The organism is Amycolatopsis sp. NPDC005961 (assembly GCF_040629235.1).
Lineage (GTDB): Bacteria > Actinomycetota > Actinomycetes > Mycobacteriales > Pseudonocardiaceae > Amycolatopsis > Amycolatopsis camponoti.
Genome location: NZ_JBEXVF010000006.1, coordinates 139,479 through 166,243 on the forward strand (window position 1 = coordinate 139,479; position 26,765 = coordinate 166,243).

General features: G+C 71.0%; 26 protein-coding genes. 12 read left to right on the forward strand and 14 right to left on the reverse strand.

Annotated elements, in window-relative coordinates; all coding sequences use genetic code 11:
- Positions 1–183: 183 nt before the first annotated feature.
- The 7 genes from ABZ342_RS08010 to ABZ342_RS08040 all read right to left on the reverse strand — a co-directional run bounded on the left by ABZ342_RS08010 (position 184) and on the right by ABZ342_RS08040 (position 6,677).
- Positions 184–1,104 (reverse strand): anti-sigma factor RsbA family regulatory protein, encoded by a 921-nt coding sequence (locus ABZ342_RS08010; RefSeq protein ID WP_360470053.1) that lies wholly within the window; start codon positions 1,102–1,104, stop codon positions 184–186.
- Positions 1,105–1,157: 53 nt separating this feature from the next.
- Complete coding sequence (locus tag ABZ342_RS08015) at positions 1,158–1,565, reverse strand: hypothetical protein (protein WP_360470056.1); 408 nt, start codon at positions 1,563–1,565, stop codon at positions 1,158–1,160.
- Positions 1,566–1,616: 51 nt separating this feature from the next.
- Positions 1,617–2,912, reverse strand: coding sequence for an ATP-dependent Clp protease ATP-binding subunit ClpX (gene clpX / locus ABZ342_RS08020; protein ID WP_155545639.1), 1,296 nt, complete (start codon positions 2,910–2,912; stop codon positions 1,617–1,619).
- 229 nt (positions 2,913–3,141) lie between these two features.
- Entirely contained in the window at positions 3,142–3,795 is a 654-nt protein-coding gene (locus tag ABZ342_RS08025) for an ATP-dependent Clp protease proteolytic subunit (protein WP_155545638.1), read from the reverse strand.
- 26 nt (positions 3,796–3,821) lie between these two features.
- Positions 3,822–4,427 carry an ATP-dependent Clp protease proteolytic subunit gene (locus tag ABZ342_RS08030; RefSeq protein ID WP_360470060.1) on the reverse strand — a complete coding sequence of 202 codons (606 nt, stop codon included), beginning with the start codon at positions 4,425–4,427 and terminating at the stop codon, positions 3,822–3,824.
- A gap of 138 nt (positions 4,428–4,565) precedes the next feature.
- Positions 4,566–5,957: a trigger factor gene (gene tig, locus ABZ342_RS08035; protein ID WP_155545636.1), complete on the reverse strand. Its 1,392-nt coding sequence runs from the start codon at positions 5,955–5,957 to the stop codon at positions 4,566–4,568.
- Positions 5,958–6,086: 129 nt separating this feature from the next.
- A complete protein-coding gene (locus tag ABZ342_RS08040; RefSeq protein WP_155545635.1) occupies positions 6,087–6,677 on the reverse strand; it encodes a TetR family transcriptional regulator in 591 nt (196 codons plus the stop codon).
- Between the two features lie 138 nt (positions 6,678–6,815).
- On the opposite strand from ABZ342_RS08040, the gene ABZ342_RS08045 reads away from it, so the two are divergent.
- Positions 6,816–8,915: a fatty acid desaturase gene (locus tag ABZ342_RS08045; protein ID WP_360470064.1), complete on the forward strand. Its 2,100-nt coding sequence runs from the start codon at positions 6,816–6,818 to the stop codon at positions 8,913–8,915.
- A gap of 45 nt (positions 8,916–8,960) precedes the next feature.
- On the opposite strand, the gene ABZ342_RS08050 is transcribed toward ABZ342_RS08045, so the two are convergent.
- Entirely contained in the window at positions 8,961–9,530 is a 570-nt protein-coding gene (locus ABZ342_RS08050) for a hypothetical protein (protein WP_360470067.1), read from the reverse strand.
- 189 nt (positions 9,531–9,719) lie between these two features.
- On the opposite strand from ABZ342_RS08050, the gene ABZ342_RS08055 reads away from it, so the two are divergent.
- The 3 genes from ABZ342_RS08055 to ABZ342_RS08065 all read left to right on the forward strand — a co-directional run bounded on the left by ABZ342_RS08055 (position 9,720) and on the right by ABZ342_RS08065 (position 13,769).
- Positions 9,720–11,258 (forward strand): ATP-binding protein, encoded by a 1,539-nt coding sequence (locus ABZ342_RS08055; RefSeq protein ID WP_360470069.1) that lies wholly within the window; start codon positions 9,720–9,722, stop codon positions 11,256–11,258.
- A 4-nt stretch (positions 11,259–11,262) separates the two neighbouring features.
- Positions 11,263–13,119, forward strand: a complete 1,857-nt coding sequence (locus ABZ342_RS08060) for a glycosyltransferase family 39 protein (protein WP_360470072.1) — start codon at positions 11,263–11,265, stop codon at positions 13,117–13,119.
- A gap of 98 nt (positions 13,120–13,217) precedes the next feature.
- Positions 13,218–13,769 (forward strand): GNAT family N-acetyltransferase, encoded by a 552-nt coding sequence (locus tag ABZ342_RS08065; RefSeq protein ID WP_155545630.1) that lies wholly within the window; start codon positions 13,218–13,220, stop codon positions 13,767–13,769.
- Here ABZ342_RS08065 and ABZ342_RS08070 read toward each other — a convergent pair.
- A complete protein-coding gene (locus ABZ342_RS08070; RefSeq protein WP_360470075.1) occupies positions 13,720–14,880 on the reverse strand; it encodes a hypothetical protein in 1,161 nt (386 codons plus the stop codon). The genes ABZ342_RS08065 and ABZ342_RS08070 overlap by 50 nt on opposite strands.
- Positions 14,877–15,947 carry a helix-turn-helix transcriptional regulator gene (locus tag ABZ342_RS08075; RefSeq protein ID WP_360470077.1) on the reverse strand — a complete coding sequence of 357 codons (1,071 nt, stop codon included), beginning with the start codon at positions 15,945–15,947 and terminating at the stop codon, positions 14,877–14,879. Before ABZ342_RS08075 ends, ABZ342_RS08070 begins: the two co-directional genes overlap by 4 nt.
- Positions 15,948–16,169: 222 nt before the next feature.
- Between ABZ342_RS08075 and ABZ342_RS08080 the strand changes: the two genes are divergently transcribed.
- From ABZ342_RS08080 to ABZ342_RS08095, 4 genes are all read left to right on the forward strand, one after another.
- A complete protein-coding gene (locus tag ABZ342_RS08080; RefSeq protein ID WP_155545627.1) occupies positions 16,170–16,787 on the forward strand; it encodes a hypothetical protein in 618 nt (205 codons plus the stop codon).
- A 23-nt stretch (positions 16,788–16,810) separates the two neighbouring features.
- Complete coding sequence (locus ABZ342_RS08085) at positions 16,811–17,473, forward strand: Crp/Fnr family transcriptional regulator (RefSeq protein ID WP_360470080.1); 663 nt, start codon at positions 16,811–16,813, stop codon at positions 17,471–17,473.
- Between the two features lie 80 nt (positions 17,474–17,553).
- Positions 17,554–17,826 (forward strand): hypothetical protein, encoded by a 273-nt coding sequence (locus ABZ342_RS08090; RefSeq protein WP_360470082.1) that lies wholly within the window; start codon positions 17,554–17,556, stop codon positions 17,824–17,826.
- Positions 17,823–18,440: a hypothetical protein gene (locus ABZ342_RS08095; RefSeq protein ID WP_196425548.1), complete on the forward strand. Its 618-nt coding sequence runs from the start codon at positions 17,823–17,825 to the stop codon at positions 18,438–18,440. The genes ABZ342_RS08090 and ABZ342_RS08095 overlap by 4 nt, the downstream gene beginning before the upstream one ends.
- Here ABZ342_RS08095 and ABZ342_RS08100 read toward each other — a convergent pair.
- Genes ABZ342_RS08100 through ABZ342_RS08115 form a run of 4 tightly spaced genes read right to left on the reverse strand, consistent with a single transcriptional unit; the run spans position 18,437 to position 22,085 of the window.
- The gene (locus tag ABZ342_RS08100; protein WP_360470084.1) at positions 18,437–19,468 is read right to left on the reverse strand and encodes a thiamine-phosphate kinase; all 1,032 of its coding nucleotides are present in this window, start codon (positions 19,466–19,468) and stop codon (positions 18,437–18,439) included. The two genes, ABZ342_RS08095 and ABZ342_RS08100, sit on opposite strands and share 4 nt — an antisense overlap.
- A complete protein-coding gene (gene dcd, locus ABZ342_RS08105) occupies positions 19,455–20,045 on the reverse strand; it encodes a dCTP deaminase (RefSeq protein WP_360470086.1) in 591 nt (196 codons plus the stop codon). Before dcd ends, ABZ342_RS08100 begins: the two co-directional genes overlap by 14 nt.
- The gene (locus ABZ342_RS08110) at positions 20,042–20,791 is read right to left on the reverse strand and encodes a hypothetical protein (RefSeq protein ID WP_360470088.1); all 750 of its coding nucleotides are present in this window, start codon (positions 20,789–20,791) and stop codon (positions 20,042–20,044) included. Before ABZ342_RS08110 ends, dcd begins: the two co-directional genes overlap by 4 nt.
- Positions 20,792–20,804: 13 nt before the next feature.
- Positions 20,805–22,085, reverse strand: a complete 1,281-nt coding sequence (locus ABZ342_RS08115) for a helix-turn-helix transcriptional regulator (protein ID WP_360470091.1) — start codon at positions 22,083–22,085, stop codon at positions 20,805–20,807.
- 278 nt (positions 22,086–22,363) lie between these two features.
- On the opposite strand from ABZ342_RS08115, the gene ABZ342_RS08120 reads away from it, so the two are divergent.
- The 4 genes from ABZ342_RS08120 to ABZ342_RS08135 all read left to right on the forward strand — a co-directional run bounded on the left by ABZ342_RS08120 (position 22,364) and on the right by ABZ342_RS08135 (position 26,727).
- Positions 22,364–22,681: a hypothetical protein gene (locus ABZ342_RS08120; protein WP_360470094.1), complete on the forward strand. Its 318-nt coding sequence runs from the start codon at positions 22,364–22,366 to the stop codon at positions 22,679–22,681.
- Positions 22,678–23,250 carry a hypothetical protein gene (locus ABZ342_RS08125; protein ID WP_360470096.1) on the forward strand — a complete coding sequence of 191 codons (573 nt, stop codon included), beginning with the start codon at positions 22,678–22,680 and terminating at the stop codon, positions 23,248–23,250. The genes ABZ342_RS08120 and ABZ342_RS08125 overlap by 4 nt, the downstream gene beginning before the upstream one ends.
- A gap of 373 nt (positions 23,251–23,623) precedes the next feature.
- On the forward strand, positions 23,624–24,880 hold the full coding sequence (locus ABZ342_RS08130; RefSeq protein ID WP_360470099.1) for a bifunctional glycosyltransferase family 2/GtrA family protein: 1,257 nt from the start codon (positions 23,624–23,626) through the stop codon (positions 24,878–24,880).
- Positions 24,880–26,727 carry a glycosyltransferase family 39 protein gene (locus tag ABZ342_RS08135; protein ID WP_360470102.1) on the forward strand — a complete coding sequence of 616 codons (1,848 nt, stop codon included), beginning with the start codon at positions 24,880–24,882 and terminating at the stop codon, positions 26,725–26,727. The genes ABZ342_RS08130 and ABZ342_RS08135 overlap by 1 nt, the downstream gene beginning before the upstream one ends.
- Positions 26,728–26,765 lie beyond the last annotated feature (38 nt).

The following is a 26,765-nucleotide window of genomic DNA, read 5'->3' on the forward strand; positions in this document are numbered from 1 at the left end:
GCCCGGCCGACACGCGTACCCCAACGGCCGACACACGTACTCAGCCGGACGACACGCGTACCCCGATGGACGACACGACCGGCCCCGGCCCGCGCACCGTGTCGTCCGCCCAGGTGCGCGTGCCGTCCGGCCAGGTACGCGAGTCGTCCGGCCGGGTACGTGTGTCGGCCGTTGGGGTACGTGTCAGCAGGTGAAGTGGACGCGGGTTGTCGTGCGGCCCGGGACCCAGTACGTCCGGACCAGGTCCGCCAGCCGGTTGACCAGCAGCAGCCCGCGGCCGCCCAGCGAGGCCGCCGCCGGTGGGATCCGGCCGGCCAGGGGTTCGGTGATCGTGCCCGTGTCGGTGACCTCGCCGACCACCTGACGCTCCTGCGCCCACAGCCGGAGCACGCCCGAACCGCCGCCGTAGAGGACGCTGTTCGTCGTCAGCTCCGCGATCGCCAGGGTGAAGTCGTCCCGTCTCGGGCGGCGCAGGCCGTGGCGCGCGGCCCAGATCTCCGCGAACCCGCGCAGCGAGCTCAGCTGGCCGATGTCGAACTTCCGCTCGACCGCGGCCGCGGGCTGGTCCAGCGGCCGCATGAAGTCCGCGCGGGCACCGTCCGGGTCGAAGCGGGGGCTGACGCACGGCCCCGCCGGCCCCCACACCTCCGGGTGGGTGCGCTCGGCGTCGGCCAGCACCTCCGGCGGCAGCGACGCGGTGTCGTACGGGCAGAGAACCGCCAGGTCACGCCCGGCGAGAGCGTGGTTGATGAGCGCCTCGTGCAGGACGCACGCCGGGTACTCCTCGCCGGTGCGGCCACCCCACATCGGCTCCGACACGATCCGCACCGGGCCCGCGTGCTCACCGGCGAAGGCGAGCAGGACGTTCGGCAGGATCGCGCCCGGGTTGCGGCCCACGCGGCACATGTCGGCCAGCCGCACTTCGCCGGCGCGGGCTTCCAGGGCGTTCTCGATCAGCGGGAGATTCCGTGCCGGGACGGCGACGGCCACGGGTTCGCTCCGGCCGAGCCCGTCGAGCAGGAACGGAACGACGCCGTCCAAGTACTCAGTGTCACCGCGGTAGAACAGTGCCGTGTGCCGAACCGGTCTATCGGCACTCACCACGGGACCTTGCTACCCGGAGAAGGCCTCGCGCAAACCCTGCGGACGGAGGAAGTTCACTCCACCCACCGGCCGACGACCGAGATCAGCCAGAAGCCGACCAGGGTCGCGAGGCCGAACAACACCACCCAGTTGACCAGCGGACGCCGCTCGGTGACCCCACGGGCCCGCCAGAGCGCGTAACCGGCGAGGACGAAAAGCGGCACCGGGATCAGCGGCAGCGGCGACAGCCGGGCCACCACGGCCACGACGCACGTGCCGGCACACACGGCCAGCACGCCCATCAGCACCCGGTTCAGCCACGGGTACCGGTCGAACACGGACGCGATGACGCGTTCGCTCAGCTCACGGAACCCGAGGACCGGGCTGCCGGGCACCGGCGCCGGTTCGGGGGGCGGCGGCGCCTGCACGCCACCGGCGGGGGCGGTGCCCCCGCCGGTGACCGGCATAGAGTCAGCAGTCATTCAGCTTTCCTGTCGGGTCTCCGGACCGGGTTGGCCCGGAGACGCCCGGCCTCAGGCCGACTTCTCGCCGCGCTCGCTGCGCGTGCGCCGCGTCGGCTGCCGGGCGACGATCGTCGGGTTCACGTTCTCCCGGACGGTCTGCTCGGTGATCACGACCTTCGCCACGTCGTCGCGGCTCGGGATGTCGTACATGACCGGCTGCAGCACCTCTTCCATGATGGCGCGGAGCCCGCGGGCACCGGTCCCGCGCAGGACCGCCTGGTCGGCGATCGCTTCGAGCGCGGTCTTGGTGAACTCGAGCTCGACGTTGTCCATCTCGAAGAGCTTCTTGTACTGCTTCACCAGGGCGTTGCGCGGCTGGGTGAGGATGCTGACCAGCGATTCCTTGTCCAGGTGGTTGACCGTCGCCACGACCGGGAGCCGGCCGATGAACTCCGGGATCAGCCCGAACTTGATCAGGTCCTCGGGCATGGTGTCCGAGAAGACGTCGCTCTCCTCGATCTCGGACTTCGTGCGGATCTCCGCGCCGAAGCCGAGGCCACGCTTGCCGACCCGCTCGTTGATGATCTTCTCCAGCCCGGCGAACGCGCCGGCCACGATGAACAGCACGTTCGTCGTGTCGATCTGGATGAACTCCTGGTGCGGGTGCTTGCGGCCGCCCTGCGGCGGCACCGAGGCGGTCGTGCCCTCGAGGATCTTCAGCAGCGCCTGCTGGACACCCTCGCCCGAGACGTCCCGCGTGATCGACGGGTTCTCGCTCTTCCGGGCGATCTTGTCGACCTCGTCGATGTAGATGATCCCGGTCTCGGCCCGCTTGACGTCGTAGTCCGCCGCCTGGATGAGCTTGAGCAGGATGTTCTCGACGTCCTCGCCGACGTACCCGGCCTCGGTGAGCGCCGTGGCGTCCGCGATCGCGAACGGCACGTTGAGCAGCTTCGCCAGGGTCTGCGCGAGGTAGGTCTTGCCGCACCCGGTGGGGCCGAGCATCAGGATGTTCGACTTGGCGAGCTCGACCGACTCCTCCTTGGAGTCCTTCGGCCCGGCCTTGTCGTCCGCCTGGATCCGCTTGTAGTGGTTGTAAACCGCTACCGCGAGGGTCCGCTTGGCATCGTTCTGCCCGATGATGTACTGCTCGAGGAACTCGTGGATGTCGGCGGGCTTGGGCAGCTCGTCGAGCTTGACGTCGCCGGCCTCGGCCAGCTCCTCCTCGATGATCTCATTGCAGAGGTCGATGCACTCATCGCAGATGTAGACCCCGGGGCCGGCAATGAGCTTCTTCACCTGCTTCTGGCTCTTCCCGCAGAAAGAACACTTCAGCAGGTCTCCGCCGTCACCGATCCGTGCCATGGCCGTTGACCTCGTCCCCTCCGGCGCGGGTTGCCGCGCCTGACGTGTGTTGCGACGGTGCGACCCCCGGTCGCGAACGACCGAGTGGAGCCTCACGCATTGCCACTGACGGTACCCGTCCGATGCCGTGGGCGGGAACACCCACAGGCGCCGGGAGCACGTCAGAGGACGACCCTAAACCAGAGTGCCGGTGTATGTCGTCTCCTCGACACACACCGGCCTGGCGGATCTACAGAGCCGAGGCCTTCCGGTACGGGAGCACCTCGTCGATGATGCCGTACGCCTTGGCCTCGTCGGCGGTCAGGATCTTGTCCCGCTCGATGTCGGTCCGGATCTGGTCGGGGTCCTTGTTCGTGTGCTTGGCCAGGATGACCTCCATCTGGCGCCGCACCCGCTGGATCTCGTTCGCCTGGATCTCCAGGTCGGAGACCTGGCCGTAGGTGCCCTCGGTGGCCGGCTGGTGGATCAGCACCCGGGAGTTGGGCAGCGCGTAGCGCTTGCCCGGGGTGCCGGCCGCCAGCAGGACCGCGGCCGCGGAGGCGGCCTGGCCGAGGCAGTACGTCTGGATGTCCGGACGGACGAACTGCATCGTGTCGTAGATCGCCATCAGCGAGGTGAACGAGCCACCCGGCGAGTTGATGTACAGCAGGATGTCGCGGTCCGGGTCCTCGTGCTCGAGGTGCAGCAGCTGGGCCATCACGTCGTTGGCCGACGCGTCGTCCACCTGCACGCCGAGGAAGATGACGCGCTCTTCGTACAGCTTGTTGTACGGGTTCGACTCCTTGACGCCGTAGCTGGTGCGCTCGACGTACGACGGGAGGATGTACCGCGACTGGGGTGTGTTCGGAGCCCGGAAGTCACCCGGGAGCCTGAAGTTGCTCATGATCGAGTCTCCTGTGTGCTTCGCGCTCAGTTCGAGCCCGGACGGGCGATGTCGGCGGTGAGGACGTGGTCCACGAACCCGTAGTCCTTCGCCTCCTGCGCGGTGAACCAGCGGTCGCGGTCGCCGTCCGCGATGATCTGCTCGACCGTCTGCCCGGTCTGGTCCGCCGTGATCCGGGCCAGCTCCTGCTTCCACTTGTTGAACAGGTCGGCCTGGATCGCGATGTCCGACGCGGTGCCGCCGACACCGGCCGATGGCTGGTGCATCAGGATCCGCGCGTGCGGCAGCGAGTAGCGCTTGCCGGGCGCGCCCGAGGACAGCAGGAACTGGCCCATCGAGGCCGCCATGCCCATCGCGTACGTCGCGACGTCCGGGCGGATCAGCTGCATGGTGTCGTAGATGGCGAACCCGGCGGTGACCGAGCCACCCGGCGAGTTGATGTAGAAGCGGATGTCGGACTCGGCGTCGTCCGCGTCGAGCAGCAACAGCTGCGCGGTGATCCGGTTGGCGATCTCGTCGTTCACCTCGGAACCGAGGACGACGATGCGCTCTTGGAGCAACCGCTCGAACACCGAGTCGGTGAGGGTGAGCCCCGCGGTGCCGGACCGCGCCTCGGGCGTGTGCTGCGTCACGTCTGCCTGCCTTTTCGCCGGCGGTGGTCCCGTGCTGACGACCACCGCTGTCGTTTCAGATGCTTGAGATCTTGCAACCGACCCTAACGAACTTGGGCGGTGCAGAATGCCTGACACCGCCCAAGTTCGCTCACAGCTTCACTCCGCCGGAGTCTTCGCCGCCTCGTCGGTGGCCTGCGTCTCCTGGGTTGCCTCGTCGCCGGCCGGCTCCTCGGCCCCGAACAGCTCCGAGAGGTCGACCTCGGCACCCGAGCCGTCGGTGACGGTCGCCTTCCGGACCACGGAGGCGAGCGCCTTGCCGCGGCGGACGTCGGCGTAGATCGCGGTCAGCTGGCCGGACTGCTGGGCGCGCTGGACGTACTCGTCCGGGCTGATCCCGAAGCGCTGGGCCTGGTAGATGATCCGCTCGGTGAGCTCGCCGTCGTTGACCGAGACCTCTTCCTTGTCGGCGATGGTGTCCAGCAGCAGCTGCGTGCGGACGGCCTTCTCCGACTCGGCGCGGGTCTCCGCGTCGAACTCCTCCAGCGTGCGGCCTTCGGCCTCGAGGGCCTGCGCGAACTGGGCCTCGTCGTGGTCGAACGGGTGGATCGCGTCGTGCTTGCGGTTCTCGATCTCGGAGTCGAGGACCTTCTCCGGGATCGGCACCTCGGTGCGCTCCAGGAGCTCGTCGAGCACCTTGTCGCGGGCCTGGACGCCCTGCTGCATCTTCTTGACGCGGCCCAGGCGCTCGCGGAGGTCGCCCTTGAGCTCCTCGATCGTGTCGAACTCGCTCGCCATCTGGGCGAACTCGTCGTCGGCCTCGGGCAGCTCGCGCTGCTTGACCGACTGGACGGTCACGGTCACCTCGGCGTCCTTGCCGGCGTGGTCGCCGGCGACGAGCTGGGTGGTGAACGTCTTGGTCTCGCCGGCGTTCGCGCCGACGATCGCCTCGTCGATGCCGTCCACGAGCTGGCCGGAGCCGATCTCGTAGGACAGCCCCGAGGTGGCGGCCTCCTCGACGGCCTCGCCGTCGACGGTCGCGGCCAGATCGATCGAGACGAAGTCGCCGGTCTCGGCCGGGCGCTCGACGCCGGTCAGCGTGCCGAAGCGGGCGCGCAGCTCGTCGAGCTGCTCGTCGACCTCCGCGTCGGTCAGCTCGACGTCGTCGACGGTGACCGCGAAGCCTTCGAGGTCGGGCAGCTCGATCGCCGGTCGCACGTCCACCTCGGCGGTGAACTCGAGGACGTCGCGGTCCTCGAGCTTCGTGACGTCGAACTCCGGGTTCCCGAGCGTGCGGACCTCGTTCTCGCGGACCGCCTCCATGTACTTGGCCGGGATGGCCTCGTTGACGACCTCGTCGAGCACCGGGCCCCGCCCGATCCGGCTTTCCAGGACGCGAGCGGGCGCCTTGCCGGGCCGGAAGCCCGGGATGCGCACCTGCTGGGCGATCTTGCGGTAGGCGCGGTCGAAGTTCGGCTTCAACTCGTCGAACGGCACCTCGACATTGATCTTGACTCGCGTCGGGCTCAGCTGCTCGACGGTGCTCTTCAAGGTCTTCTCCTCGAGCGGTAACGATTGTGTAGGACAATCCAGCGGAAATGGTCCCTGGTCACCTGCAGACCGGGACGTCCGAGTCTAGGCCAGTGGCCCTCGCCACCCGGGCGGGGGCCACCTGCGGCGTCACGACCCGAGCATCCGGCCGATCACCCAGCGCATCTGGCCGCTCGCGTGCTCGGCCGAGCCGCTGGGCTGCACCAGGTGGGAAAGCAGCAGGCGCATGAACGCCTCGACCGCCACCGCCCACTCCGACGCCGTCAGCGAGACCTCGGGGTAGCTGCGCGCGAAGACCGCCGCGACGGCTTCGACGGCCCGGCCCAGCACCGCCTCGGGCCGGGAGGTCAGCAGCGGGAGGAAGTCGTCGCGGCCGTTCTGGGCCCCGCCGAGCGCGATCTCCACCAGCGGGTTGGCGTGCGCGGCTTCGAGGCTGTGCTTGAACGCGGCGGTGACGCCGTCGACCGGACGGCCCGGGTGCGCGGCGACGTCCGCGTTCACCCGCTCGACGAAGCGGTCGGTTTCGCTCAGCATCAGGGCCTTGGCGAGCTCGGCCTTGGAGCCCAGTTCGTTGTAGACGGTCTGCCTGCTCACGCCGACCTGCGCGGCCAGCTTGCCCATCGTCACGGCGGCCCAGCCGTCGGTGCTGATGACGTCGGCCGCCGCGGCCAGCAGCTTCTCCCGGGTCCGCGCCGGGACCGGGTGGGTGACGGCCTTCACACGGCGAGCGTACCCGCCGGTTCCGTTCCGCTGGCCGACACCTTTTTTCGAAGCCTGCTACAACGTTTACAAAACCGGATGAGTTGTCTACGGTGACTCCCGCCTGGCCAGGAGCTTCTCGACCGAGGAGACCGCTCGATGTCCGTCGCCGTCACCGAGCCGCAGGGTTCCGTCACAGTGGTGGCGCCCGCGACCGCGCTGGACGGCGCCCGCGCGGTGCCTTCGCCCCGGATCGCGCTGCCCGCCGTCTCGGTGCCCACCCTGCTGCTGTTCGCCGCGGCCGCCGCGCTGTGGGGCACCGCGACCTGGCTGCTGCTCGCCGGGCTCGTGCCGCCGGTCGTGACCGTGGCGCTGAACACCGTCGTCACCTTCGCGATGTACACGGTGGTGCACGAGTCGGCGCACCATTCGGCCGGGAAGCTCACGTGGGTCAACGAGGTGCTCGGCCGACTGGCCGTCCCGTTCGTCGCGGCGTACTCGGCGTTCCCGTCGCTGCGGTTCGTCCACGGTGAGCACCACCGCCACACCAACGGCCCGGTCCGCGACGACCCGGACGCCTGGACGTCGCGGGGCCCGCGCTGGCAGCTGCCGCTGCGCTGGCTGACCCTGGACGTGGCGTACGCGCGCTGCTACTTCGCGCGGCTGCGGGGCCGGCCCCCGCAGGAGCTGGCCGAGGCGCTGGTGGTGCTGGCGGCGGCCCTGTCGGCCGTGGTGGCGCTGGTCTCGGGCGGGCACGGCCTCGAGCTGCTGTTCGTCTACCTGCTGCCGCAGCGGCTGGGGCTCGGCCTGCTGGCCTGGTCGTTCGGCTGGCTGCCGCACCACGGCCTGCCCGCGGCCCGCACGCGCGGCCGGTTCGGCACCACCCGCGTGCGCATCGGCCTCGAGCGGCTGCTGACCCCGGTGCTGCTGGCGCAGAACCTGCACCTGGTGCACCACCTGCACCCGGCCGTCCCGTTCCACCGGTACCGGCGGGTGTGGCTCGAGAACCGCGAGGCCTACCTGGCCCACGACGTCCCGATCAGCACCGCCTGGGGCCGGGACCTGACCGCGGAGGAGTACCGCGTGGCGGTGGGACTGGAGGCCGAACCCGACGTCGAGGTGCCCGCGCCGGCGCCGCCCCCGCTCGGGCCGAGCCGGTTCCACCGGCTGCGGGTGCGCGAGATCAGCCCGCTGACCGCGGACGCCGTCGCGATCACCTTCTACGTCCCGCCGCAGCTGGCGGCCGAGTTCCGGTTCGTTCCCGGGCAGCACGTGGCGGTCCGCGCGGTGCTCGACGGGCAGCCGGTGCGCCGGACGTACTCGATCTGCGCGCCGGCGTCATCGGGCGAGCTGCGGATCGCGGTGAAACGCCGTCCGGGCGGCGCCTTCTCCGGGTTCGCGACCACGACGCTGGCCGTCGGCGACTTCCTCGACGTCCTCCCGCCGACGGGAGGGTTCACGCTCACACCGGATCCTTCGCGGACCGCGCACTACGTCGCGCTGGCCGCGGGCAGTGGCATCACGCCGGTGCTGTCCATACTGGTCAGTGCGCTGTCCGCCGAGCCGCACAGCCGCGCGACGCTGTTGTACGTCAACACTTCGGGCGCGACGACGCTCTTCGCACGTGAGCTGAGCGCGCTCGCCGACGGGTTCGGCGGACGGCTGCACGTCGTCCACTACCGGACCGACGAGCGCGACCCGGACCTCCACGCGCACCGGCCCCGGCAGTTCGACACGGTCGGCGAGGCCCTCGCGATTTCGCACGAGCGGTACCAGCGCGGGCGCCTCGACGGGACGCGGCTGCGCGCGCTGCTGCAGAACCGCCTCCACCCGGCCAAGGTCGACGAGTGGTTCCTGTGCGGGCCGCGCGGCCTGATGGACCTGGTCCGCCGGACGCTGGCCGACGCGGACGTCCCGGACGAGAGCGTCCACTTCGAACTCTTCCGCGGCGCGGCACCCCTGCGCGACCCGGCGGGCACGCCGGCCGGGGTGGCGGTGACGCTGGGCGGTGCGACGACGTCCCTGGCGGCGGACGCCGGGGAGACGGTGCTCGACGTGGCGCTGCGAGCGGGGCTCGAAGTGCCGTACTCGTGCACGGGCGGCGCGTGCGGCACCTGCCGGGCGACGCTCCTGCACGGCCAGGTCGACATGGACGTCCGGTACGCGCTGACGGTCGACGACGTGGCGGCCGGCCGGATCCTGACGTGCCGCTCCCGCGCGACGACCCCGGAGGTCGCGGTCGACTACGACCGCCGCTGAACCCGGGTTCCCGGCGCCCCGGCCGGGACGCCGGCGAACCCCGGGTCAGCCGGTCTGCGTCGGCGCACCCGACGGTGGGGTTCCCTGGCCGCCACCCGGCAGCTGCCCTTGACCGGCGGACGCGCCGTCGGACACCGAGGTCGCCGTCGCCGTGTCGCCCGACTCCGTCGCCACCACCGTCACCGTGTCGCCGGTCGCCAGGCCCGTCGCCTGCGCCGACGTGATCGTGTACGTCTTCGAGAACCCGTCCTCGCTCTTCGCGGTCAGCGACGTCGCGCTCAGCGCCGTCACCTCGCCGGTCTGGGTGAGCTTCGTGACGTAGCCGCCGTTTCCGTCCGAGGCCACGTATTCGCCGTGCAGCGCCGAAGCCAGGCCGCCGGCGCCGCCCCGCATGCCGCCCGGCCCGCCCTGCGTCCCGCCCGGCCCGGTCGCGGTGTCGGTCGCCGCCGAAGACGACGAAGCGGCCCAGACCGCCGCTCCTCCGCCGGCCACGATCACGGCCGCGACGGCGCCCGCCGTGATCTTCTTGCCGGGCGACCAGCCCGGCTTCGGGGGCGTGCTCGGCGCCGAGCCCCACGTCTGGTCCGGAGTGGACGGTGCCTGCGGTGTGGTCATCGTGGTGCTCCTCAACGAGATCCTCTGGGTGAGATCCACGGTGGAGCCGCTCGCTGTGTGCGCACTGTGGTTGCCGTCAGCCGTTCCTGTGACCGGAGAACCCGGACATCCGCGACCGGCCGGTCACCGCACAGCCGCCTCACAGGCAGCACACAACCCGCACACACGGCGCGGACGGACGCTTTACCCATGGCCGCGCGAACCGTTGCACCGCACCCCCGCCGGGGGCGCCTTTCGCTGCGCGCGAAGCTGACCGGCTCGATGGTCGTGCTGCTCACCGTGGTGTGCCTGATCGTCGGGGTGGTCAGCGAGCTCGCGCTCGACCTGTTCCTCACCCGCCAGATCGACCAGCAGCTGTCCGCCGCGGCGACGCGCTCGCTCGTCTTCGCGAGCAACGCCCACCCCGGGGGCCCGGGTCCGCAGCCGGACGGCCAGGCGGGCGAGCACCCGCTCGGGCAGAACGTCGGCACGGTGAGCGGCACCTTCGACGGCCAGCAGCTCGTCCACGACGACAGCATCACCGAGCACGGCTCGCGGCTGAACCTCACCGCGGCCCAGCAGGCCCTCATGCTCTCGGTGCCCACCGACGGCAAGCCGCACACCCTGTCCTTCGACGACCTCGGCGAGTACCGGCTGATGGCGCTGCCGGTCACCGGGACGTCCGCCGTCGTGGTCACCGGCCTGCCGATGAAGCCGGTCACCGACACGCTGCTCACCGTCGGGCTGATCCTGTTCGGGGTCGCCGCCGCGGGGGTGCTCGGCGCGGCCTTCCTGGGCGCGTTCGCGGTCCGGCGGACGCTGCGGCCGCTCGACCGCGTCGCGGCCACCGCCGGGCGCGTCACCGAGCTGCCGCTCGACCAGGGCAAGGTGGCGCTGTCGATCCGCGTGCCCGAGTCCGACACCGACCCGCGGACCGAGGTGGGCCAGGTGGGCTCGGCGCTGAACCTGATGCTCGGGCACGTCGCGCAGGCCCTGGAAGCCCGCCACGACAGCGAACTACGCACCCGCCAGTTCGTCGCCGACGCCAGCCACGAGCTGCGGACGCCGCTGGCCGCCATCCGCGGGTACGCCGAGCTGGCCGCTCGCGGCAGCGCGCTGGTGCCGCCGGACGTCGCGCACTCGATGACCCGGATCCAGGCCGAGGCCGTCCGGATGAGCACGCTCGTCGAGGACCTCCTGCTGCTGGCGCGGCTCGACGCGGGCCGGCCGCTGGACGTGCGCGACCTCGACCTCACCCGGCTGGTCGCCGACGCCGTCGGCGACGCCAGGGTCGCCGGGCGCGAGCACCGCTGGCTCCTGGAGCTGCCCCCCGACCCGGTGCTCGTGTTCGGCGACGTCCAGCGGCTGCACCAGGTGCTGGGGAACCTGCTGGCCAACGCCCGCACGCACACCCCGCCGGGCACCGCGGTGACGACGTCGCTCGCCCGGTCGGCCGACGGCAGCGCCGTGGTCACGGTGACCGACAACGGGCCCGGTATCGCGCCGGACCTGCTGCCGGACGTCTTCGAGCGGTTCGCCCGCGGCGACTCTTCGCGCTCCCGCACGGCCGGCAGTACCGGGCTGGGTCTGGCGATCGCGTGCGCCGTCGTCGTCGCCCACCACGGCACGATCGAGGTGCACAGCCGCCCCGGCCGGACGGAGTTCGCGGTGCGCCTGCCCGTGGCCGTGCCCGCACAGCGGGTGCACAGCGTCGGCACAACGTTGCCCCAGCTGGAAACCGGAAGCTGAGCTCATGACCGCACTCGCGTCGCGCGAAACCGTTGTGACCCCCTCACCACCGGCCCGCCGGACCTGGCACCGGCCCGCGCTCGGCGTGCTGCTGCTCGGGACCGCCGTGCTCTACCTGTGGGGCCTCGGCGCTTCCGGCTGGGCCAACGCCTTCTACTCCGCGGCCGCGCAGGCCGGGTCGGAGAGCTGGAAGGCGCTGTTCTTCGGTTCCAGCGACGCCGCGAACGCGATCACGGTGGACAAGACCCCGGCCGCGCTCTGGGTGATGAGCCTGTCGGCGCGGGTGTTCGGCGTCAACGCGTGGAGCATCCTGGTGCCCCAGGCGCTGATGGGTGTCGGCTCGGTGTGGCTGCTGCACGCGACGGTCAAGCGAACGTCCGGTCCGGCGGCCGGGCTCGTCGCGGGCCTGGTGCTCGCGCTGACGCCCGCGGCGGCGCTGATGTTCCGGTTCAACAACCCGGACGCGCTGCTCGTGCTGCTGCTCGTCGCGGGTGCCTACTGCGTGGTCCGCGCCCTCGAAAAGGCGAGCCCTCGCTGGCTGGCGCTGGCCGGTGTCGCGGTCGGGTTCGGTTTCCTGGCGAAGATGCTGCAGGCGTTCCTGGTGCTGCCCGCGTTCGCTCTCGCCTACCTCGTCGCGGCGCCGGTTTCGCTCGGCAAGCGGCTGCTGCACCTGCTGGGCGCGCTGGCGGCGACGCTGGTCGCGGCGGGCTGGTACCTCGTGGTCGTCGCGCTGTGGCCGGCGGCCGACCGGCCGTTCATCGGCGGGTCGCAGACGAACTCCTTGTGGGAGCTGGTGTTCGGCTACAACGGCTTCGGCCGCATCACCGGCGACGAGGTGGGGAGCGTCGGCGGCGGTGGCGGCCGCGGCTGGGGCTCGACCGGCCTGACCCGCCTGTTCGGCAGCGAGATGGCGGGCGGCATCGCGTGGCTGATCCCGGCGGCGCTGCTCGCGCTGGGTGCCGGTCTGTGGTTCACGCGCCGTTCCGCGCGCACCGACCGTTCACGGGCGGCTTTGCTGCTGTGGGGCGGCTGGCTGCTGGTGACGGCGCTGGTGTTCAGCTACATGGGCGGCATCATCCACCCGTACTACACGGTGGCTTTGGCGCCGGCGATCGCGGCACTGGCCGGCACGGCGGCGGTCCAGCTGTGGCGGCTCCGGTCGAACCCCGCGGCGGCGGGCGTCTTGAGCGGCGGAGTGGCTTTGACTTCTCTCACTGCCTACTTGCTCCTGTCGGACTCGACGTGGCAGCCGTGGCTCGCGCCTTCCGTGCTGGTCGGCGGCTTGCTGGCGGCCGTGGGCTTGTTCTTCGCCTCGCACTTGACGCGATGGGCGGCTGCGTCGGTCGCGGCGTTGGGGTTGGTGGTGCTGCTGTCCGGCACCGGGGCTTACACGCTGGCGACCGCGGCGACGACCCACGACGGGGCGATCCCGTCGGCGGGCCCGTCATCGGGCTTCGGCTTCGGCGGCGGCCGTGGGGGCTTCGGCGGCGGCCCGGGTTCACTCCTGTCGACGACGATGCCCGGCGCTTCCCTCACGGCGTTGCTGAAGCAGGACGCGTCTCGCTACACCTGGACGGCGGCCACGGTGCTCTCCAACGCGGCCGCGGGCTACCAGCTGGCCAGTGGCGCGCCGGTGATGGCGGTCGGCGGTTTCAACGGGACGGACCCGTACCCGACTCTCGACCAGTTCCGGCAGTACGTGGCGAGCGGACGGATCCACTACTTCCTCGGCGACGGCATGACGATGCAGGGTTCCACCGGTTCGGACGCGGCCCAGCAGATCGCGGAGTGGGTGGCCTCGACGTACCAGGCGACGACGGTGGACGGCGTGACGGTCTACGACCTCACCGCGGCCGTCTGACGAGCACCGACGAAAGCAGGGTCAGGGCCGGATGACCTGGTCAACTCCGTGCCGCCTCCGGCACTATGGAAGTACCCCGGCGGACGGAGTTTCTGCAGATGACCGAGCCCTACGTGCGGCCGGCCCGCTCGGCAGACCTGGATTTGTTCGCCGCAGCCCTGGACGACGACAGATTCTTCGATGATCGTTGGCTTCGCCTGCGGAAAGAGCGGGGAGTGCTCTTTTTCGCCTGGCTCGGCCCTCGACCGGCCGGATCGGTGTACCTGTGGCTGGTGAAGGCCGAGGAAGCCCCGATCCAGACACACCTCCCGGGCGTCCCGCTCCTCATGCACCTGCAGGTTCACCCCGAGCTGCGCAGGCTCGGCGTCGGCACGGCCCTGGTCGAGGAGGTGGAGGACCATCTCGTCGAGCACGGCCACGACCGGGTCGCGTTGGCGGTCCGAACGGACAACCCGGCCGCGGCGCAGTTGTACGACAAGCTCGGCTACCAGGACTGGGGGCACGGCACGGTCACTTGCTACGCGCAGGTGACCTTGCGGAACGGTGGGGTCCTCGAAGTCCCGGAACGCTGCTACGTCCTGGTCAAAGACCTTGCCGTGATCACGCCGGCACAGCGAACGACGTCGTGGATCGGGGCGTCCCACCGATAGCCTCCGGGCTCCAGCGCGCCAGGTGGCTGATCCCCAGGGTCACGAGCGCCTTTTCGGCACCCGAACCGCGGTGGCCGCGCCGTAGCTCATCGACGTGGGCCCGCCAGCGCGCGCAGTCCGCCTGCCAGGCGCGGAGGTAGCGCTCGCAGAACTCCGGCCGGATCGCCTGGCTGCGTTGGAAACCAGCGTGGAGGGCTTCGACCATCTGCATCTTCCGGGTCGATTCGATCGACGAGTCACGCACCCGCTTGATCGCGTCACGGATGATGCGCCGCCGGTCGTGGAGGAACTCGTCCCAGTACCCGTCGCTGGCGTCCGACAGCGGGCGCCCGCTGTCCAGCAGACCGAAGATCCCTTCGGCGAGCGTGTCTCCCAGTTCCTCGCCGCGGGCACGCAACACGCTCTGGTAAGGGTCGTAGCGTCGTTGCCGCGCTCTCCCGGTGACCGCGGCACGGCGGAGCCGTACCCACTCCATCACGAAGAACCAGTCTTCGTTGTAGATGTCCGGGAAGAAGGACTCGAACGCGGCCTTGCCGACCGCGAGCGCACCGCCGCCGATGAACGTGTCTTGTTCGACGCCCACGTCACGCAGTGCGTGGCACACGACGGAATTGTCGGGCATGCCCTCGTTCGCCAGGCCGACGACCGGGAACGTATCGAGCAGACCGGCCGCCGCGGCGAGATCCGCCGGGTCGGGCAGCACGATGTCGTCGTCAAGGAAGAAGATCCGTTCCCAGCCCGCAAGTTCGGCGATCAGCAGACCGAGATTCCGCTTGAGGCCGGTGTCGGTATTGCGGTTGTACCTGCTGGAGCGGATCAGCTTGTCGGTGGCCAGCTCGGGCAGGAGACCGGGAGGCGCCTGGACGATGTCGATCGCGACCATCCTCGCTCCGGCAGCGGTCGCCGCGGCGACGGCACCCTCCACGTCGGCCAGCACGCTGCACAGCACGACCAGCAAGGCGTCGTGCTCCCTGGCCGCGGCTATCGCCTGCGCCAGATATCGGGGCGGCCGGCCGTTGGGCACGATGATCGCGTCCAGCGTCCCGCTCGCGTGACGAGCTTCGAAGTGGGCCAGCAGGCCCTGGTGCGATGTGTGCTGCCGTGCGTTCACGGGGCCTCGGGCCACTCGTGCAAGCGGTTCTCCGGCAGGGTCCAGTCCGGGGTCAGGCCGACGCCGGCCAGCACCGGAACCCGGCTGATGATGCTGTAGGACTCCACGCCGGCGAACCGCTTTCGCAGGTACTCGCTGTTGCGATCACGGAACCGGCGGTCGGTGAGGGCGCGGACCGCGCCGAGGGTGCCACGACCGTACATACCATTGCATACGGTCACGGAGCGCTTTCGGTTGAAAGGACTTACACCCCGGTAGAAATGTGCCACGTCTTCCAACAGGTGACCTTCGCTGTCCAGGAGGGGCGGGAAGAGCTCGGTCCCGCTGTCACGCTGCACTCGGAAGCCGCCAGGTTCGCTGGTCGGCGCGTCGTCGGCGCGAACTACCTGTTCCACCGGCAGCTCCACCCGCTCGATCACGGCGGCGGTGACGGTGTTCCAGTCGACGCCACCCAGGAGTACGAGGTGGGTCGTGTAGTCGTCGGGTGTCAGCTCCTCGGTCGTGTGGAAGCTGACGTCGTTTTCGGGGTTGCGTGCCCGGATGTGTCCGTAGAGCTCGATCAACGCGTCCGGGTCGGCGTAAGTGTAGAGAGTCACGAAGTCGGCACTGTCCGGGTCCGCGTAACTCAGGTGATCACGCAGCTCACGAGGCAGTTCGGCGCACACGATGGTGACGTCCTCCCCTTCGGGGAAGGTCCATACGTCGGCCACGGCCGACCGGGCGACCTCTTTGCCTTCGCGGAGCCGCAGCAGCTCCTCCAGGAGTCCCTTGCGCCGGAGGTGCTCTTCGTCCGTCAGTTCCTCGAGTGGGAGAGCCCGGAGAGTGCCGTCGTCAAGAGAGCGGGGCGTCGCGAAGAGCGTTGCGTACGCCTCGAGCCGCTTGACCGGCGGGCGGACCGGCTTGTCGGGGTTCTCCCACGACGAGATGAGCGAAACGCTCACACCGCCCAACGCCTCGGCCAGCTGGGCCTGGGTGAGCCCGGCTTCGGGCCACAACTCCTCCCGCAGCGCCTTCAGGCGGCTCGCGAGCGCATGTCGCGGCGCGACTGGGGACACAGTCTTCGCCACCCTTCAGTAAATTTCAGTAGTGCGGAAAGTGGCCTGATAGTACTCCTGAGATCTAAAGGCACGGTCGGCGACCTGCCGAAGCCGGGACTGAAACGTTACGTCTACCCAAACTCCCTCGCACCAAACGGGTAACGCCGATTCAAGCCCGTTGTTCCAGGGTACTCCACCCGTTACAGTGAACTTGACTGAACTTCAGTTCATACCTGAAGGCAGGAGCGGGCCATGAGTACTCCAGCAGACATACCCCGGCACCGGGCCATCGTGGCGGTCGACATCGAGGGGTCGACCAAGCACACCAACTCGGTGCGAGCCCTGCTCCGGAATGTCCTCTTCCAGCTGCTCGACGAAGCCTTCACCGCCGGTGGGATCGGCCGGAAGCACCGCGAACCCTTCGTGGACCGCGGGGACGGCGCGCTGTGTCTCGTGCGGCCCTTCGACCAGGTGCCCAAGACGCTGCTGCTCGCCACCTTCGTCCCGGCTCTCACCGACCTGCTGGACAAGCACGCCCGCAACGCCCCCGACCTCGCCTTCCGGCTGCGCGTCGCCGTGCACGCCGGTGAGGTGCACCGGGACAGCCGTGGGCCGTACGGCGAGGACGTCGACATCGCCTGCCGTCTCGTCGATGCCCCCGAGCTGAAGCGGCAGCTGAAGGAAACCGCCGGGCCGCTCGCGTTGGCCGTCTCGCAAGAGATCCACCGCGCCGTCGTGCGGCACGGCTATCCGGGCATCGACCACGCCGCCTTCACCAAGGCCGTCCACATCAAGCTCGGCGAAGAACGGCTCCGCGGCTGGCTTTACACGCCTGAAGCCGGCGCACCGCAAGAGGGGCTGACCGCTTAAGGACCGGAAGCGAGGTGGGGGACGTGGAACCGACGGGATTCTGGGCCGACCTGGCCCCGGCCGATCGCAAGGTCCTGGCGGGCTCCGGCACGCGGCGCAGCTATCCGCGCGGCGGGACCCTCTGCCGGGAAGGCGACCGCTCCAGCGTCGTGCTGGTCGTGATCGCCGGGCACGTGCGGATCGTGCACGGGACGCCGGACGGGCGCGAGGTCGTCGTCGGGGTGCGCGGCCAGGGTGACGTCGTCGGCGAACTGGCCGCCATCGACGCCCAGCCACGCTCGGCGACCGTCGAAGCTCTCGACGACGTCGAGGTGCTGGAGGTGGCGGGCGACCGCTTCGCCGCCCTGTGCCGGACGCGGTCGCGGATCTCGTGGGCGTTGCTGCTCGTGCTGTCGACGCGGCTGCGGTCGGTCGGCCGGCAGTGGCTGGAGGTCGGGGGCGGCGCCGCCGCGCGGCGGGTGGCCGCGCAGCTGATGCAACTGGCCGTCCAGCACGGTATCGCGCACGGGACGGACATCCGGATCGCCGTCCCCGCCACCCAGGCCGAACTGGCGATGACCGCGGCGATCTCCCGCGAATCCTGGGCGCGCGCGACGCGCGACCTGAGGCGGCAAGGCGTCATCAGCACCGGCAGAAGACAGGTGACGATCCACCGCCTGGCTGAACTTCGACGACTGGCGAGCTGAATCCCGCCTTCTGTGTCAGCTGACACAGAAGGTGCGGCGAGCCGGAGGTTTCCTGGATCCACGGGCAGAGGAGGGCACTCATGGACCCCTACACCACCGCATCGGGCCAGAGCCGCTGGCGCCGGGGCGTCTACGCGGCCGGGCTCGTCATCCCGTTCACCGCCACGCAGATCTGGGCACTGCTGGTGCTGCTGCGGCTCGCGTCGCTCGACGGGCTCGTGGGCCAGGCCTTCGTGCTGGTCCTGCTGGGATCCGTCGTCGCGATCTGGGCGGGGTGGCGCTGGACCTACAAGCTCGGCCGGGACCGCGACACCCGGCCCGAGCCCACCCCCAAGACCAGGATCCCGACATGACGTCGGGGCCGGTGATCGTCGCCGCGCTCGTGCTCGGCATCGCCGCCGGACGTCTCTCGCGCCACCTCGGCGGCCTGCTGCGCCGCCGGCTGACCGGAAGGAACACCGAAATGACCAGCAGGCAAGCGTCGTTCGCGGCCCGGCTCTACCACTGGCGGTGGGAGATCCTGGCGATGACGCTGCTCCCGTACGCCCTGGTGACGTTCGCGATGTGGGCCGGCCCGCTGTGGGCGTCGGCGGTCTTCGTCACCGCGCTCGGGTGGGCGCTGCTGCGCCGCCGCCAGGTGCGGACCCGGATCCAGGCGGTCCGGCTGCAGCACCGCCTGCGCGCGGCGTTCCCGTTGCTGCGCCTGCCCGGCGGCCGCCTCCCGGCGATCCTGTGGTCCCGTCCCCGCGGCGGCGACGTCGTGGTGTCGCTGTTCGGCCGCGAAGCGTTCGAACACCTGCACCGCAACCGGATGGTCCTCGCGGCGGCGTGCGCGGTCCCGGAGGTGTACGTCGACCGCCACCCGAGGTACGCGAGCCTCGTGACGCTGACGATCAGCCCGACCGAGGCCCCGCGTGAGCGGGCGGTCCTGCCCAGCAACGTGGTTCCGCTGCGGGCGCACAGCTAGACGCCCAGCACCTCGGTGACCAAAGTGGACAGTTCACCGCCGTGCCACGAGCTCGTCGAGAACCGCTCCTGGGCGATCCCCTGCCAGGGAGCGGTTCCCTTCGTGATCGCGGTGTCCGCGGTGAGCGTCCCGATCTCCTGCACCGGGATGTCTTCTTCGGCCAGCGTTTTCCGGACCTGACCGGCGTCCTCGGCCACCACGACCAGACCCCAGTCACCCCAGGTTTCGGCGAGGTCGAACGCCCGCACTCCGCACTGGGCGGCGACCGCGGCCACGGGCTCGTCGAGAGCGAACTCGCCGGTGACCACAGCGCCGAGGCCGTTCGCCTCGCAGAGCGTGCGGACCGTGGCGAACAGGCCGTCGGAGACGTCCATCGCCGTCCGCACGTGCCCGGCTTCGGCCAGCGTCCGACCCGCCTTCAGCTGAGCCGTCGGGCGGCAGGCACGGTCCCATATCTCGTCGCGAGCCGCCTTCGGGAGCGTCGCCCGCCCGGTCTCGAGCAGCGCCGCGGCCCAGAGGTAGCCGGGGGAACCGACCAGCATCAAGTGGTCGCCGGCCTTCGCACCGGAACGCCGCAGCCTGCTACCCGGAGCACAGCGCCCGATGGCCGTCGCGGTGAGCTGCGGGGAGCCGTCGCGGAGGTCGCCGCCGGCGACCTTCGTCCCGTGCGCGCGGCAACAGTCGTCGACACCGTCGAGCAGCCGCTCGAACGCCACGACCGTGGTCGTCTTGGGCAGCGTGTAGTTGACGACGAGACCCAGCGGCTCGGCCCCGGCGGCGGCCAGATCGGACAGGTTGATCGTCGCGAGCAGCCAGCCCGCGTGGTACAGGTCGGGTTCGCGCAGCAGGTCGACGACGGGGGTCGGGCAGCTGTCCGTCGTCGCGACGAGCTCGCTCGGCCGGTCCACCTTGGCCAGGAACGCGCTGTCGTCGCCGAAGCCTTCGGTGCTTCCGTACCGCGGCCGCAGGACTTTTTCCTGGATGCCCCGCTCGCCCAGGTCGCCGAGGCGAAGTTCAGTGCCGGACATGATCCGCCAATCGGGACGCGACGACCACGTGGTCGCTCGAGTAGTTGTGCGGCATGGTGCCGTAGGGCCGCTCGCTCCCGGTCGAAGCGAACAGCATCAAGTTGCAGATCCGGGCGCCGGGGTACACCAGCACCGGGTGCCGGAGGTGGTTGACGATCTCCAGGGTGAGCACGGCGCCGCCGTCCCGGCCGAAGCCCGGGCTGACCTGCCCGCACAGGACCACGCCGATCCCGAGCCGCGCGTAGTCGCTGGTGCCGTCGACGAGACCGGCGAGGTTCTCGGACAGGCCGATCTTCTCGAGCGTCGGCGCGAGCACGACCTCGCCGGGGTCGATGGCCAGCCGGCCGCTCGCGTCCAGCGCCTTCGGGACCAGATTGGGGTGGGTCGACCGGTCCGCGACGTCGACCGGCCCGCGGGTCACGAGGCTGAACGCCTCGTGACCGAGCCGCAGGCTGAGCGCGGCCGGCCGCACGAGCGCGGCGTCGAACGGGTCCACCCGCAGCTCGCCGGTCGCGTGGGCCCGCCGGATGCCCCGGTCGGTCAGCACGCCGTTGCGGTCCCGCTTCACGAGCATCATGGTGCGACCCCGCTGTCCAGGTTCGCCAGTACCGCGATCACGAGTTCCTCGAAGTCTTCTTCGGTGAGGTCGAAGTTCGGCTGGTCGTCGCTCTCCCCCGGCTCGCAGTAGACGACCGTGGTGGGCGTCCGGCGGGGACCTTGGACGACGACCGTCGCGGTCAGCCCGGCGTCGATCGGCCGCACCGTGTGGACGACCGCGGTGTCGCACGTGTAGACGTCGCCGCCCTGGACGTGGGGCACCGCACGGCGTTTGAGCCGTACCTCGCCGTCGGACACCAGTGCGGCCGGGTTCGCGGGGTCGGCGCCGTAGCGGAACCGCCGGAACGGCTTGCCCCGCTCGGCGGTCTCGGTGAACTCGACCATGTGCATGCCGGTGCCGGCGAGCACGTGGGAGGCGAACTCCCAGCGGTGGCTGTGCGGGTTGGACTCGCCGCGGGAGACGGTCTCGCTTTCCGGCCAGACGTGGAGGCGGACGCGGAACTCGGGTTCGACACCCGTGTGGAGGACGATCTTCGCGAAGCCGTTGGGGTGCCAGTACGAGCGTTTCGCGATCTCGGCGACGGCCGGGGCGTCGGCCGCCAGGTCGCGCAGCCAGTCGGCGAACGCGCCGCGGTGGGCGCGGATGTACTCCGCCGTTGCCCGGAGCTGATCCAGGCCGGGCCGGGAACCGTTGCCGCGCAACGCTTCCGCGAGCTGCCGCGGGAACGGGTGATCGCCGTTGACCACCGGAGGTGTCGTGCTCATCGTGCGGGCTTCTCTATTCTGCGGCTGCTGCGGGGGGCAGGAACTGCGGCGCCGGGAAGGCCAGCGCGATCGCGCGCAAGGCCGTCACGGCGTCCAGGGTCATCCAGATGGGAAGATCGCCGCTGCCCCAAGCCCACAGGCCGCGTCCGGGTTCGTAGCGTTCCCACAAGGAATTGAGCGCGCGGCTCAACCTGGCCACCGGCACTTGTGGCGCCTCGGCCAGCGCCTGGAGGACCCAGGCGGAAGTGAAGTGCTTGATCGTGATCCGCACGTCCGGGAGCCCACCGGGCTGCGGAAGGGCGAGATCTTCCGAAACGCCGTCGTCCGGGTGGATCCGCTCGACGAGCCAGCGGGTGCCGACCTCGACGGCGTCGGAGACTTCGGCGCTGCCGTGCCCGGAGCGCAGCAGTTCGCGCAGGGACACCACCGCCCGCGCCGTGTGCGCGGTGGACGGCTCCGGCGCGACCAGCCCCTCTTCCTTCTTCTCGCCCCAGAGCGGGACGCCGTCGAAGTCGAGCCGGGCCGCGAGGAGGTCGTCCGTCAGGCGCCGGGTCAGGGGGGCGTCGGGCGAGAGCCGGACCGAAGTGCGCAGCGCGGCCGAGAGCAGGAACGGCCGCGTCCGGCTGCGGTCGTCGAGCGAGTGCTCGAGGTGGGCCAGCCCCTCCTCGGCCGGGAGGATGGTGCTGGCCTGGAACAGCGCGCCCACGACGGCCGCGGTGACCTCGGGGCGGCGGCCGCCCGACCGGCCCTGCCAGCCGAACTCGGAACGCTTCGCGTAGAGGTCCTCGACGAGCGCATGTAGGTCGATGTAGGGCTCGCCTACCACGCTCATGGCCGAGATCCCGTAGGCGGTGGCGAGCGTCGTGTGCGCGCCCCGCTTCTGGAGGTTGTGGCGCCAGCCGACCGGGCGGCCGTCGCCGTCGCGGATCAGCTCCTCGGCCAGGCTTCCGCCGGCCCGGCGGAAGACCTCCAGCAGGGAGCCTCCGGTGGTCAGGACCCCGGCGGTCACCGGCCCGGGCGAGCGGGCCGCTTCGGCCATCTCCACCAGGGCATTCGCCGCCCGGAAGTGATCGTCGAGCAGCCGGGCGTTCTCCGCCGACGGCAGGTAGCGCCCGGTCTCCCACTGGGTCAGGTTCGCGCGGCTCACGCCGACGATCCGGGCCACGTCCGCCTGCGTCTGCCCGGCGGCCTTGCGCAGCCGGCGCAGTTCGGCGCCCACGCCCTCGGCCGTTACCACATCAGTACCTATCGACCGGGCCCCGGCCGACGTAGAATGTAGGTAAGCCTGCGACATCAGGCTTACCTACACCAGTAGGCGAGGGTAGGGAGGTGACAGAATGTGGACACAGAGCGCACTCTATCCCACCGGCGACTCTTTGTTGGTGCGGACTGGGGTCGACTCGCCCGAACGGGTTGAAACCCCTGCTCGCGGCCCCCCTGTTCGTCGCAATGGCCGCGACCACGCGCAGCTGGGGCACTACGCAAAGTGCCCGGCGGCCTCCCCGAGCCGCCCGTGGGCGCCCTTGCCGGGCTGCCCGTCCGAGTCCGTGCGGAGTCGCCGGGGGTGTCACGATGAAAGACCACAACCTACCTACGTCCCGCGAGCCCGGTTGGTTCGACCGGCTGGTGCTCCGCCTCGGCGAGTGGCTGTTCGCCGCCGAAGAAGACGCCCGCGCCACCGAGCGCGGCTGGGAAGTCCGGCGCGGGGCCCGAGGCACCCGCGTGTACCGCGACCCCCGGTGGGACACCGTGCACGCCTGCGGTTCCTGCGGCGGCCACGGGCTCACCCGCACCGACGGCGCGGCCTGCCCGGCCTGCGCCGGCACCGGAGTCGTCCGCTCGGCGCCCGCGGTCGCGGCCGCCGAGGGAGGGAAAGGAGCACGGCCATGAACCGCGACCACCACGCCACCGAACTGGCCCGGCAGCTGACCCACGTCAAGCGGCCCAACCCGGTCCTGCGGCTCTACCACTGGCGTTACGAGATCCTCGCCGTGACGCTCCTGCCCTACGCACTGGTCAACGCCTTCCTCGCGCTGGGTCTGATCTGGTCCCTGGTCGCCCTGGTGGTGGCGTTCAACTGGGTCTTCTACTGGCGCGCGGCCCGCCGCCACGTCCGCGGCCGGCTGCGCGCGATCGTCGTGCAGCACCGCCTGCGCACGGGTTTCGCGGGCGCGCGCATCTGCACGGTGGACGGCCGCCGCCCGGCGATCCTCTGGACCCGCCCGGTGGACGGCGACGTCATGGTCTGGCTGTTCTGCCCGGCGGGCATCGGGTTCGAGCAGATCCACGCGGGCCGCGCGGCACTGGCGGCGGCGTGCTTCGCGACGGAGGTCTACGTCGACCGCCACCCGAAGTACGCGGCCCTGATCACGCTGACGATCTGCACGACGGCGATCCGGCGTGAGCCGGGACGCGCGGCGTCGCCGGGCGAGGTCGTCCCGCTCCGGGCGCACAGCTGACCCCGCGCCCGGCGTCCACCAGGTGGGCGCCGGGTGCGGCGCACAGCAACCGCACAGGGCGATCACCAAAGCGGGATCGCGTTCATGCGGAACGTCGCAGTTGCCGGCGCTACGGGGTGGATCAGTCATCGTGCTGGAGCTCTGTTCTGCGGCTGATGGGGTTGGGAAGATCGCCACCGCCCTGGTCCCGCTGCCGGCACCTGCGGTGCCTCGGCCAATGCCTGGAGCACCCGGGCGGACGTGAAGTGCTTGAACGTGACCCGCACGTCCGGCTGCGGCAGCGCGACGTCTTCCGACACGCCGGGTGCGGCGCACAGCAACCGCACAGGGCGATCACACCGTCACCAAAGCGGGGCCCGCGACCGTGGTACCCATGACAGCCACCGCCTCCGCAGCAAGGCCCGGGACCGTCCCGGTCGATCTGGCCGGTCCGCAGCCCGTTCTCGACGTCGTCATCCCGGTCTACAACGAAGAGGCCGACCTCGAACCGTGCATCCGACGGCTGCACGCGCACCTGGCCGCGCACGTCTCCTACCCCTACCGGATCACCGTCGCCGACAACGCGAGCACCGATGGGACGCTGCGGGTGGCCGAAAGACTCGCCCGGGAGTTCCCCGAGGTGGCCGTCCACCACCTCGACGAGAAAGGCCGCGGCCGCGCGCTCAACGCCGTCTGGCGGGCCTCCGACGCCGCCGTCCTCGCCTACATGGACGTCGACCTCTCCACCGATCTCGCCGCGCTCGGGCCGCTCGTCGCCCCTCTTCTCTCCGGGCACTCCGATCTCGCCATCGGCAGCCGGCTCGCCCGGGGCGCGCGCGTCGTGCGGGGGCCGAAGCGGGAGTTCATCTCCCGGGCCTACAACCTGATCCTGCGCTCGACGCTCGCCGCGAAGTTCAGCGACGCGCAGTGCGGCTTCAAGGCCATCCGCGCCGACGTCGCGCGTGAGCTGCTCCCCCACGTCGAGGACACCGGCTGGTTCTTCGACACCGAGCTGCTCGTCCTCGCGCAACGCGCCGGGCTGCGGATCCACGAGGTGCCCGTCGACTGGGTCGACGACCCCGACTCGTCGGTCAACATCGTCAGGACCGCCACCGAGGACCTCAAGGGCATCGCGCGCGTCACCAAGGCCACCTTCACCGGCGAGATCCCGATCAGCCGGCTGCGCGAACAGCTCGGCCGGCAGCCGATCGGCGTCGACGCGCCGGGCGTGCCGCCGCGGCTGGTGACGCAGCTCGTGCGGTTCGCCGCCATCGGTGTCAGCAGCACGCTGGCCTACCTCGTGCTGTTCCTGCTGCTGCGGACGGCCGTCGGCGCGCAGCCGGCGAACTTCGCCGCGCTGCTCGTCACCGCGATCGGGAACACCGCGCTGAACCGGCGGCTCACGTTCGGCATCCGCGGGCGCGCCGGTGCCGGGCGCCACCAGTTCGAAGGGCTGATCGTGTTCGGCCTCGGGCTCGCCCTGACGAGCGGGTCGCTGGCCCTGCTCAACGGATCCACCACCCCCGGCCTCGTCCTGGAGATCACCGTGCTCGTGCTGGCGAACCTCGCCGCGACGGTCCTCCGGTTCCTGCTCCTGCGCGGCTGGGTGTTCAACCCGCGCCGCCAGGCCGCCACCCAGAAGGAGTACTGATGACCGCCGTCCTTTCCGACCCCGTGGCGCAGGACCCGCGTCACCGCAAGGAATCCGACGCACACCCGCCACCACGCTGGGTCCGCCCGTCGGTGATCGCGCTGCTGGCCGCGACCGCGGTGCTGTACTTCTGGAACCTGACCGCGTCCGGCTACGGCAACTCGTTCTACGCCGCCGCCGTGCAGTCCGGGACGCAGGACTGGAAGGCCTGGCTGTTCGGGTCGCTCGACTCGGGCAACGTGCTGACCGTCGACAAGCCGCCGGCGGCGCTGTGGGTCGCCACGGCCTTCGCGCGGATCTTCGGGTTCTCCAGCTTCACCGTGCTGGCTCCGCAAGCGCTGATGGGCGTCGCTTCCGTCGGGATCCTTTACCTTGCGGTGAAACGGACTTCGGGTCCGGCCGCCGGGCTGATGGCCGGTGCGGTGCTGGCCCTGACCCCGGTCGCCGCACTGATGTTCCGGTTCAACAACCCGGACGCGCTGCTCGTGCTGCTCATGGTCGCCGGCGCCTACTTCGTCGTGCGGGCCACGGAAAAGGCGTCGCCCGGCTGGCTCGCGCTGGCGGGCGTCGCGATCGGGTTCGGCTTCCTCACGAAGATGATGCAGGCGTTCCTGGTGCTGCCGGCGTTCGGGCTGGTGTACCTGATCGCGGCGCCGACGTCGCTGCCCAAGCGGCTGCTGCACCTCGGCGGCGCGGTCGTCGCGCTGGTCGTCTCGGCGGGCTGGTACATCGCGCTGGTCGACCTCTGGCCGACGGCGTCGCGGCCCTACATCGGCGGGTCCGAAGGGGACAGCCTGCTCGAACTCGCGTTGGGCTACAACGGTTTGTCACGCATCTTCGGTGGCGGCGAAGGCGGCGGCCCCGGTGGCGGCATGGGCGGCGGGAACACCGGCTTCGGCGGCTCGTCGGGTCTCTTCCGGATGTTCGGGTCGAGCTTCGGCACGGAGATCTCGTGGCTGCTGCCCGCCGCGCTGATCGGGCTGGTGGCCGGGCTGTGGTTCACCCGCCGCGCGCCGCGCACCGACCGGACGCGCCTGGCGCTGGTCCTGTGGGGCGGCTGGCTGGTCGTGACCGCGGTGGTGTTCAGCTACATGAGCGGCATCGTGCACCCGTACTACTCGGTCGCGCTCGCCCCGGCGATCGCCGCGCTGGTCGCGATTTCCGGCCGCGCGCTGTGGCAGGGCCGGGACAACCTGGGCCCGCGGGCGACGCTCGCCGGGATGGTCGTCGCGACGGCGGTCTGGTCGTTCATCCTGCTCGACCGGACGCCGGACTGGTTCCCGGCGCTGCGCTGGATCGTGGCCGTGCTCGGCGTCCTGGCCGGGACCGTGCTGGTCATGGGCGTGCCCACCGTACGCAAGGCGGCCACGATCGTCGCGGCCGCGGTGGTACTGACGCTCGGCGTGTCGACCGCGGCGTACGGCGTCGAGACGGCGTCGGTCGCGCACAGCGGCTCGATCCCGACCTCGGGACCGACGTCGAGCGCGATGGGCGGCGGCATGGGTGGCGGCTTCGGCGACGACTCGGCGTCGAGCGCGGTCGGCGAGCTGCTGGCGAAGACGACGACGAAGTGGGCCGCGGCGACGACGGGCTCGCAGAGCGCGGCGTCGCTGGAACTGGCGAGCGGCAAGGCGGTGATCGGCATCGGCGGCTGGAGCGGCTCCGACCCGGCACCGACGCTGGACGAGTTCAAGGCGTACGTCGCGGCGGGCGAGATCGAGTACTACGTCGACGGCGGCCGCGGCGGCGGGCCCGGCGGCGGCTCGTCGGAGATCACCTCGTGGGTGACGGCGAACTTCACCGCCACCACGGTCGACGGCCAGACGGTGTACGACCTGCAGAAGTGACCCTCAGGCCCGGGCTTCCCACGGAGGCCCGGGCCTGG